Genomic DNA, 9,416 nt, shown 5'->3' with positions numbered 1-9,416 from the left:
GGTCGGGGCGGGGGCGGCGGTGTTCACAGTCCTTCCATCCTAAGAAGGCGACCCCTGGCCCGGCCTCTGTCGAAAGTTGGAACCGGCACGCCGCCTTCCGGTTCGCCGATTGCCACCCTGGGCCGGATGCCCGCCCCGGGGGCGGCGGCCGAGAGTGGGGGCACACCGCTTTCCCCGGTGTCCTCTGAAAGGGCGGGCAGCACCGTGTTCGTAGCGTGGAGAGACCTGAAGTTCGCCAAGGGGCGCTTCGCCCTGATGGGCGCTGTCATCGTGCTGATGACCCTGCTGGTCGGGCTGCTGTCCGGCCTGACCGCCGGCCTGGGCCGGCAGAACGTCTCCGCGATCACCTCCCTGCCCGCCGACGCGATCGCCTTCGCGGCACCGGACGAGGGCGGGGAGCCGTCGTACGCGGACTCCACCGTCACCGAGCGGCAGTGGCGGCGGTGGGCCCGGACGCCCGGCGTGCGCGGCGCCGAGCCGCTGGGCATCACCACCACGAAGGCGGCCACCGGGAGAAGGAGCGCAGGGGTGTCCGTCTTCGGCGTCCGGCCCGGCTCCGCGCTCGTTCCCGACGGCGGGCCCGACGGCGGGCCCGGCGGTGGGCCCGGCGGTGGGCTGAGCGGCGGGCCCGAGGACGCGGTGGTCCTGTCCGCCACCGTCGCACACGATCTCGGCCTCGCGGTGGGCGACGCGTTCACCCTCGCCGGGCGGCGGGCGACCGTCGCCGCCGTGAGCGGTGACGCCTTCTTCAGCCACACCCCGGTCGTCTGGACCGGCCTGGGATTCTGGCGGGAGATCGCGCCTCCCGCGGGCGGGGCCGACGGACCGGCGGCCACCGTCATCGCCCTGAACACCACCTCCGCCGCCGATGTCGAGGCCGCAGACCGGGCGGCGGGCACCAGGACGGTCGCCAGGGACGACTCCCTGTCCGCGATCGGCTCCTACGCCTCCGAGAACGGCTCCCTGCGGCTGATGCGCGGCTTCCTGTTCGTGATCTCCGCCCTGGTCGTCGGCGCCTTCTTCACCGTGTGGACCATCCAGCGCAGCGGTGACATCGCCGTGCTGAAGGCCCTGGGCGCCTCCACCGCCACCCTGCTGGGGGACGCTCTCGGCCAGGCCGTCGTCCTGCTGGCCGGCGGCACCCTGATCGGCACCGGCGCGGCCGCGGCCGTCGGTTCCCTCGTCTCCGGCATGGACGTGCCCTTCCTGCTCACGCCCGCCACCGTCCTCGTCCCGGCCGCCGTGATGACCGGGCTCGGGGTGCTCGGGGCCGCCCTGTCCATCCGCCGCATCACCTCCGTCGACCCGCTGACCGCCCTGGGGAGCGCCCGATGAGCCTGCACCTGACCGACGTCACCCTGACCTACCCCGACGGCGACTCCCGCCTGACCGCCCTCGACGGTGTCACCCTGGATGTGCCCGGGGGCAGCATCACCGCGGTAGTCGGCCCATCGGGCTCGGGAAAGTCCAGCCTGCTGGCGGTCGCCGCCACCCTCATCACCCCCGACCGCGGCACCGTCGCCGTCGACGGCACCACGACCACCGGCATGACCCGCGCCGAGCTCGCCGGACTCCGCCGCCGAAAGATCGGCATCGTCTTCCAGCAGCCCAACCTGCTGCCCTCCCTCACCGCCGTCGAACAGCTCCAGGTCATGGCGCGGATCGACGGACGGTCCCCGTCCGGGGCCCGCACCCGGGCCATGGAGCTGCTCGACGCCGTCGGCCTGGCCGACCGGGCCGGCCGGCGCCCCCATCAGCTCTCCGGCGGCCAGCGCCAGCGCGTCAACATCGCCCGCGCCCTGATGAACGACCCCACCGTGCTCCTGGTCGACGAGCCCACCAGCGCCCTGGACCACGAACGCGGTGCCGCCGTCGTCGACCTGATCACCCGTCTCACCCACCGGCAGGCCACCGCGACCGTCCTGGTCACCCACGACCGCGCCCACCTCACCGCGGCCGACCGGGTCGCCGAGATGCACGACGGGCGTCTGCGCCTGCCCTCCGCGGCCCGATAGGCCGCACGTTCTCCCGGCCGTCACAGGGGCCGGGGACAGGGCGACCTCGCGGATCCGGCGGGTTAGCGTGGCGGCCATGGTGGACTGGGATATTCGGCAGGCCTCGGCGGCGGACGCCGCGGAAGCGGCCGAGCTGCGCGCCCTGGTACTGCGGGACGACCTGGAACGGCTCGGGCGGTACGACGAACAGCGGGTGCGGCAGCGGCTGCGGGACGGCTTCGACCCGGCGCACACCTGGGTGATCGAGGTGGACGGCGCGTTCGCCGGCTGCGTGGCGCTGCGCCGGGCCGGGGACGCCCACTGGCTGGAGCACTTCTATCTGGCCCCGCGTCTGCAGGGCAGGGGCATCGGCTCGGGCGTGCTGCGCGGGCTGCTGGAGCAGTGCGACCGCGATGGCGTCCTCGTCCGGCTGAACGTGCTGCGGGGAAGTTCGGCCCGGCGGCTCTACGAACGGCACGGCTTCACCCTCGAGACCGAGGGCCCGGTGGACGTGTTCATGGTGCGCGAGCCCGCCTGAGAGCCGACGGCGACGTTCCTGCGGTGCGGCCCGGCCGAGGCGGCGGCTCCTCCTGCTGCTGCCCGGGGGCGATTACCCGGCGGGTAATCGCCCCCGGCGCGTCCGGCTGCCAGGATCGTCCCCGTACGGAGAACCCGACCGACCGGAAGGACGCCATGCCCGCCTACGCCATAGCCCATCTGCGGGAAGCGGCCCCGCACCCGGAGATCGCCGAGTACATCGAGCGCATCCCCGCCACCTTCGAGCCGTACGGCGGCCGCTTCCTCGTGCACGGCACCCAGCACGAGGTGAAGGAGGGGAGCTGGCCCGGGCACGTCGTGGTGATCGGCTTCCCCGGGATCGACGAGGCGCGGGCCTGGTGGGACTCGCCGGCCTACCGGGAGATCGCACCGCTGCGCTCCCGGCACATCGCCGGCGACATCATCCTGGTCGAGGGCGTCGCCGAGGGATACGACCCGGCCTCCACCGCACGGGCGATGCGGGAGGCCCCGCCCGCCGGGTGAGCCGGACGAGCCGGACGAGCCGGGGCGGCCGGGAACCGGTCAGGATTCGAGAAGCCCGGGCCGCACGGCCGTGCCTAGCCTGACCACATGGACATCACCATTCACACCGTCTTCCTTCCGCACGAGGACCCGGAGGCCTCCCTGGCCTTCTACCGCGACATCCTCGGCTTCGAGGTCCGCACCGACGTCGGAGAGGGCCGGATGCGCTGGATCACCGTCGGCCCCGCCGGCCAGGCCGGCACCTCCGTCCTTCTGGCGCCGCCCGCCGCCGACCCCGGGATCACCGAGGACGAGCGCCGCACCATCACCGAGATGATGGCCAAGGGCACCTACGGCTGGATCCAGCTGGCCACACCGGACCTCGACGGCACCTTCGAGAAGGTGCGGGCCGAGGGCGCCGAGGTCGTACAGGAACCGGTCGAGCAGCCGTACGGCGTCCGCGACTGCGCCTTCCGCGACCCCGCGGGCAACCTGGTCCGCGTCCAGGAACTGCGCTGAGCCGGCCGGCCGCCGACGGGAACCGACGGGAAGGAGTTCCGCCATGTGCCGCCCCGCCTGGAGACGCGCGCTCGTCCAGGCGCAGCGCCTGAGCGAGTTCACGCGAATGCGCCGCGTCCGCGACCGGATCGACCGGGAGCACGCGCGGCCGCTGGACGTCGAGGCGCTCGCCCGCGAGGCGGGCGTGCCCGTCGCGCACCTCGGCCGCTGGTTCCGGCTGGCCTACGGCAGATCACCGTACGCGTACCTGACGGCACGCCGGGCCGAACGCGCGGCGGCAGCGCGGCTGCGCGGCGTCCCCGGGATCGCCGGAGCCCGCCTTGCGGCCGGCCGTCCGTCGCCGGGCGCCCCCGCCGCCCTTCCCCCCGGGCCGGCCGGTGGGAGCCCGGGCGCGTACCGGGCCCGCCGTGTGCCGGAAACGGTGCCGGGGGCGCCCGGCGCTGTGGGATGGTGGACATGTGACGCTGGAGGACCTCGTCCGGCTGCGCCGGGCCCGTGACCTGATGGACCGCGACTACGCGGAGCCGCTCGACGTCCCGGCGCTGGCGCGCGTCGCCCTCATGTCGCCGGGCCACTTCTCCCGCAGCTTCCGCGCCGCCTTCGGCGAGACACCGTACAGCTATCTGATGACGCGCCGGATCGAGCGGGCCAAGGCGCTGCTGCGGCGCGGCGACCTGTCGGTGACGGAGGTCTGCTTCGCGGTCGGCTGCACGTCGCTGGGGTCGTTCAGTTCGCGGTTCACCGAGCTGGTCGGCGAGAGCCCGAGCGCGTACCGGGCCCGTCCGCACGACGAGGGCGCCGCCGTCCCGGCCTGCATCGCGAAGATCCACACGCGGCCGGTCAGAAACGGAGAAGCGAAACCCGCTTCCCGTCCGTAGCGTGAGACCCATGGGCATCAAGCTGCCGCAGCGCTTCGTCGCCGTCGCCACCGACGACGGCGACGAAGCGCCCGCCTTCCGCCGGGACGTCCGCGGCCCGGAGGCGCGTGACCGCGCCTTCCGCGACCCTGCGGGCGACGTGCCGCGCCTCGTCCGGCCCCGCGCGCGGTGAGCTCCGGACCCGCTCCGGCGGACGACGAAACACACGACACTCGGATCCGGCCGGGACGAGCCGGCCGACAGATGGGGGACACCATGAGCACCGCCACGAGGACGGACACGCGGGCGCCCGAGCCGCACGCCGCCGACAGCCACGACCTGATCCGTGTGCACGGCGCGCGCGTGAACAACCTCAAGGACGTCAGCATCGAGATCCCCAAGCGCCGGCTGACGGTGTTCACCGGGGTCTCCGGCTCGGGCAAGAGCTCACTGGTGTTCGACACGATCGCCGCCGAGTCCCAGCGGCTGATCAACGAGACCTACAGCACCTTCGTCCAGGGCTTCATGCCCACGCCGAACCGGCCCGAGGTCGACGTGCTCGAAGGGCTGACGACCGCGATCATCGTCGACCAGCAGCGGATGGGCGCCGACCCCCGCTCCACCGTCGGCACCGCCACCGACGCCAGCGCGATGCTGCGCATCCTCTTCAGCCGGCTCGGCAAGCCGTACATCGGCCCGCCCTCCGCGTTCTCCTTCAACGTCGCCTCCGTCTCGGCGAGCGGCGGGTTCACGGTCGACCGAGGCGCCGAGAAGACCAGGACCGAGAAGGTGACCTTCAACCGCACCGGCGGCATGTGCACCCGCTGCGAGGGCCGGGGCACGGTCTCCGACATCGACCTCACCCAGCTCTACGACGACTCCAAGTCGCTCTCCGAGGGCCCGTTCACCATCCCCACCTACACCGGGGACGGCTGGGTGGTACGGGTCATCACCGAGTCGGGCTTCTTCGACCCGGACAAGCCGATCCGCGAGTACACCAGGAAGGAGCGGCACGACTTCCTGTACCGCGAGCCGACCAAGGTGAAGGTCAACGGCGTCAACCTGACCTACGAGGGGCTGATCCCGAAGATCCAGAAGTCGTTCCTCTCCAAGGACCGGGAGTCGATGCAGCCGCACATCCGGGCCTTCGTGGACCGGGCTGTCACCTTCACCGAGTGCCCCGAGTGCGACGGCACCCGGCTCAGTGAGCAGGCCCGGTCGTCGAAGGTCGGGGGGATCTCCATCGCCGACGCCTGCGCGATGGAGATCCTCGACCTGGCCGAGTGGGTCCGCGGCCTCGAAGATGCCTCGGTGGCGCCGCTGCTCACCGCGCTGGGGCAGTCCCTCGACTCGTTCGTGGAGATCGGGCTGGGCTACCTCTCGCTCGACCGGCCGACGGGCACGCTGTCGGGCGGTGAGGCGCAGCGGGTGAAGATGGTCCGCCACCTCGGCTCCTCCCTCACCGACGTCACCTACGTCTTCGACGAGCCCACGACCGGCCTGCACCCGCACGACATCCAGCGGATGAACAACCTGCTGCTGCGCCTGCGCGACAAGGGCAACACCGTCCTCGTCGTCGAGCACAAGCCCGAGGTCATCGCCATCGCCGACCACGTCGTCGACCTCGGTCCCGGCGCCGGAACGGCCGGCGGCACCGTCTGCTTCGAGGGCACCGTCGAAGGACTGCGGGCCTCGGACACGCTCACCGGCCGCCACCTCGACGACCGGGCCGTCCTCAGGAAGACGGTGCGCGAGCCCTCCGGCACTCTGGAGATCCGCGGCGCGGCGACGCACAACCTGCGGAACGTCGACGTCGACATCCCGCTCGGGGTGCTCTGCGTGGTCACCGGCGTGGCGGGCTCCGGCAAGAGCTCGCTGGTGCACGGATCGCTGCTGCGCCGGTCGGAGGCCGACGGCACCGGCGTGGTCTGCGTCGACCAGACGCCCATCCGCGGCTCCAGGCGGAGCAACCCGGCCACCTACACCGGGCTGCTCGACCCGATCCGTAAGGCGTTCGCCAAGGCGTGCGGCGTGAAACCGGCGCTGTTCAGCCCCAACTCCTCGGGAGCCTGCCCCGCCTGCGACGGCGCCGGCGTCGTCTACACCGACCTGGCGATGATGGCCGGGGTCGCCACCGTCTGCGAGGAGTGCGAGGGGAAGCGGTTCCAGGCGTCGGTGCTGGAACACCGCCTCGGCGGGCGCGACATCAGCGAGGTCCTCGCGATGCCGGTGACGGAGGCCGAGGAGTTCTTCGGCTCCGGTGAGGCGCGCACCCCGGCCGCGCACCGGATCCTCGGCCGGCTCGTCGACGTCGGACTCGGCTACCTCACCCTCGGCCAGCCGCTCACCACACTGTCCGGCGGCGAACGGCAGCGGCTCAAACTGGCCACGCACATGGGCGAGAAGAGCGGCGTCTACATCCTCGACGAACCGACCACCGGTCTGCACCTCGCCGACGTCGAGCAGCTGCTCGGCCTGCTCGACCGGCTGGTGGACTCCGGGAGGACGGTCGTCGTCGTCGAGCACCACCAGGCGGTCATGGCGCACGCCGACTGGATCATCGACCTCGGCCCCGGCGCCGGTCACGACGGCGGCCGGATCGTCTTCGAGGGCACGCCCGCCGACCTCGTCGCCTCCCGCTCCACCCTCACCGGCGAGCATCTGGCGGCCTACGTCGGCGCCTGAGGCGAGGACCTCCCCGGGGCCTCTCGCCGGAGCCCCTTTCCGGGGCGGCCGGGAGGAGCCGCCCCACCGGTTCCGGTCCGGCCCGCCGCGGCCGCGGCGGGCCGGACGGCCGTTCAGAAGGACACGTCGATGTAGTCGATGTCGGTGAAGGCGACGTCGAGGTGTTCGGCGCGGCGGCCGCCGTCGCGGAAGTACTCCTCCCGCAGGCCCTCGGCGACGATGTCGCGCAGCTGCCGGTCGTCGGCCCCCTGCTGCCGGGCGGCGAAGAGGCGGTCGGCGTAGGCCGGGGGAAGGTGGACGGTCAGGCGGCGCAGGCGGGGGTCGTCGGTGGAACCGATGGGGGCCGAGTAGCCGAAGCGGGCGCGGGTCTCGATGGTGATGCCGCCGGTGGTGGCGGCCTCGCGGCGGCGGCGCCTGCGCACCAGGGGCTGCCATCGGGCGCGGACGGCGGCGTCGATGCGGTCGGCGATGTGCCGGGGCGGGTTCTTCCGGTCGCCTCTGCGGTAGCGCTCCACCGAACGCTGGCTCACCCCGAGTTCGGCGGCCACGGCGCGGGTGGTCTTGAGCTTGCCCAGCAGGAAGTTGATCCGGGCCTGGAGGGACTTGGGCGGGTTGCGGGTGAACGTCTCCGCCTCGGCGCGCTCGATGGCGTCGTCGATCTCCCCCACGGGTCACTCTCCTTCGTCCAGGACGGCGTCGACGCCGTCCTTGATGTGGCGGGCGGGGTTGTAGCCCTGCTCCATCAGATCGACCGCCCAGGCCAGCTGCGCCACACCCTCGACCTTGCACAGGCCCGGGCTGGGGCCGAGGCGGAAGGAGCCGGGCAGGGGCTTGCCGGCGGCGGTGCGGGGCAGGAAGTCCAGCGGCGAGTCGCCGGGGCTGGGGTAGACGACGCAGTCGGACAGCACGGCCAGGGGGTACAGGCCGGTCGCCTCGGCGGTCCTGAGCATCTTGCGGTGCATGTTGACCCGCGCCCTGGAGATGACGGCCGCGCGGATGTCGGGGCGCCAGGTCGGGCGCTGAAGGGCGGGCCAGCGCTCCCCGTCGCGGTGGTGGCGGCCCTGGGGGCGCTCGCGGAGTTTGCCGATGCCGCCCTTGACGGTGGCCTTGATCGCGGTGAGGACCATGGCCAGGGCGGGATCGGTGTGCCGGTGTCGCTCCATCGCGGCGAGGTAGGCGGTGTCGGTGAGGTCCCGGGTGACGCCGAGGTCGGCGAGGGTGTCGAGGTAGGCGGCCTTGAGCCGGTCGTGCCAGGGGTCGAGGTACGCGCCGCTCTCCCGGCGCAGGTATGCCTCGGCCGGCCGGACCTCGTACCCCAGCTCCTGGGCGTAGGCGACGGTGGGGGTGGCGTACCAGGCGGGCCCTTCGGGACGCTCGCCGGTGGGGGTGAAGGGCGAGGGCAGGCGCGGATCCAGGTCGATGTGGGACAGGTCCACGTACCAGCAGCCGGGGACCTTCTTGTCGAACACCGGGCGGGTGACGTGCTCGGGGCCGGACAGGCCGACGGCGAGGCGGGCGGCGGCGGCCAGGAACGCGGTGTTGATGTCCAGGCCGACGGCGAACGGCAGCAGGCATTCGGCGTCCGACAGCAGGTCGACCCCGCGGACCCACTGGTAGACCTCCTCGTCCAGGAACCCCCCTTCCCAGCCCTGGGCGACGGGGTGCCCGGTGGGCGCCTCGGGCGGGGCGGGGTCGACCGGTTCGGTGCCCAGCGATCCGGGGTTGCGGCCGGAGACCCAGGCGCCGCTGCCGGCGTCCCGCACGGCGCGGGTGGGCGGGCGCAGGGCGGTCATCAGCTCCAGGCCGGTCACGGCCGTGGAGCCGCGCGGGGTGATGACCCGGGCGGCGTAGAGGCCCAGCGCGTCGGCGAGCCGGGCCGGTTCCAGGTCGGCGGCGCCCGGCCAGGCCCGTGGGTCGAGCGCGTCCCAGGACAGGATCGCCAGCTGTACGCACTGCCGGCGGCCTTCGGAGGCGGGGCGGTAGACGCGGGCCCAGGGACCGAAACCGCGTTTGGTGAGCTTCCAACGCGCCTTCGTCAGCTGTTTGACCACCGGGTGGTCGTCGGGCAGGCGCAGGGTGCGGCGGGCCTCGTGTCCTTCCAGGCGCTCGGGCAGACCGAGCGCGACCGCCGCGGAGGCGGTGAGCACGATCAGCGGGTCGGAGTCCCGGCCCGCGCGGTGCAGACGGGGCGCTCCCAGGCCGGATTCGGCCAGTGTCCACTCCACCAACTCGGGGATGGTCGTGGCCGGGCACTCCAGGACGATGCCCTGTGCGCCGTACGCGAGGCCGTCGCCGTCCAGGACGGCCAGCGGGCCGTGCCGGTAGGAGGTGTCGGCGGCGG

The 9,416-nt window shown here is 73.3% G+C and carries 10 protein-coding genes; 8 read left to right on the top strand and 2 right to left on the bottom strand.

Annotated features, from left to right (window positions below):
- Nucleotides 1-204 precede the first annotated feature (204 nt).
- From L7D48_RS21060 to L7D48_RS21020, 8 genes are all read left to right on the top strand, one after another.
- Nucleotides 205-1,335 (top strand): ABC transporter permease, encoded by a 1,131-nt coding sequence (locus L7D48_RS21060; protein WP_237881346.1) that lies wholly within the window; start codon nucleotides 205-207, stop codon nucleotides 1,333-1,335.
- Entirely contained in the window at nucleotides 1,332-2,015 is a 684-nt protein-coding gene (locus L7D48_RS21055) for an ABC transporter ATP-binding protein (protein ID WP_237881344.1), read from the top strand. The genes L7D48_RS21060 and L7D48_RS21055 overlap by 4 nt, the downstream gene beginning before the upstream one ends.
- A 76-nt stretch (nucleotides 2,016-2,091) precedes the next feature.
- Nucleotides 2,092-2,532, top strand: coding sequence for a GNAT family N-acetyltransferase (locus L7D48_RS21050; protein ID WP_237881342.1), 441 nt, complete (start codon nucleotides 2,092-2,094; stop codon nucleotides 2,530-2,532).
- 155 nt (nucleotides 2,533-2,687) lie between these two features.
- Complete coding sequence (locus L7D48_RS21045; RefSeq protein ID WP_237881340.1) at nucleotides 2,688-3,035, top strand: DUF1330 domain-containing protein; 348 nt, start codon at nucleotides 2,688-2,690, stop codon at nucleotides 3,033-3,035.
- A gap of 87 nt (nucleotides 3,036-3,122) precedes the next feature.
- Entirely contained in the window at nucleotides 3,123-3,533 is a 411-nt protein-coding gene (locus tag L7D48_RS21040; protein ID WP_237881338.1) for a VOC family protein, read from the top strand.
- Nucleotides 3,534-4,036: 503 nt separating this feature from the next.
- Entirely contained in the window at nucleotides 4,037-4,411 is a 375-nt protein-coding gene (locus L7D48_RS21030; RefSeq protein WP_256463069.1) for a helix-turn-helix transcriptional regulator, read from the top strand.
- A 10-nt stretch (nucleotides 4,412-4,421) separates the two neighbouring features.
- Nucleotides 4,422-4,583, top strand: coding sequence for a hypothetical protein (locus L7D48_RS21025; protein ID WP_237881334.1), 162 nt, complete (start codon nucleotides 4,422-4,424; stop codon nucleotides 4,581-4,583).
- A gap of 83 nt (nucleotides 4,584-4,666) precedes the next feature.
- Nucleotides 4,667-7,075 carry an excinuclease ABC subunit UvrA gene (locus L7D48_RS21020; protein WP_237881332.1) on the top strand — a complete coding sequence of 803 codons (2,409 nt, stop codon included), beginning with the start codon at nucleotides 4,667-4,669 and terminating at the stop codon, nucleotides 7,073-7,075.
- A gap of 113 nt (nucleotides 7,076-7,188) precedes the next feature.
- Here the strand turns inward: L7D48_RS21020 and L7D48_RS21015 are convergent, their stop codons facing one another.
- Together L7D48_RS21015 and L7D48_RS21010 are read right to left on the bottom strand one after the other, a co-directional pair.
- Nucleotides 7,189-7,743 (bottom strand): XRE family transcriptional regulator, encoded by a 555-nt coding sequence (locus tag L7D48_RS21015; protein WP_237881330.1) that lies wholly within the window; start codon nucleotides 7,741-7,743, stop codon nucleotides 7,189-7,191.
- 3 nt (nucleotides 7,744-7,746) lie between these two features.
- On the bottom strand, nucleotides 7,747-9,416 hold a 1,670-nt coding region (locus L7D48_RS21010), incomplete at its 5' end, for a transcriptional regulator (RefSeq protein ID WP_237881328.1).

Source organism: Streptomyces sp. ICN903, from assembly GCF_022015835.1.
GTDB lineage: Bacteria > Actinomycetota > Actinomycetes > Streptomycetales > Streptomycetaceae > Streptomyces > Streptomyces fenghuangensis.
Note: the sequence above shows the minus strand (reverse complement) of the source record. Positions and strands in the feature narration are given on the sequence as shown.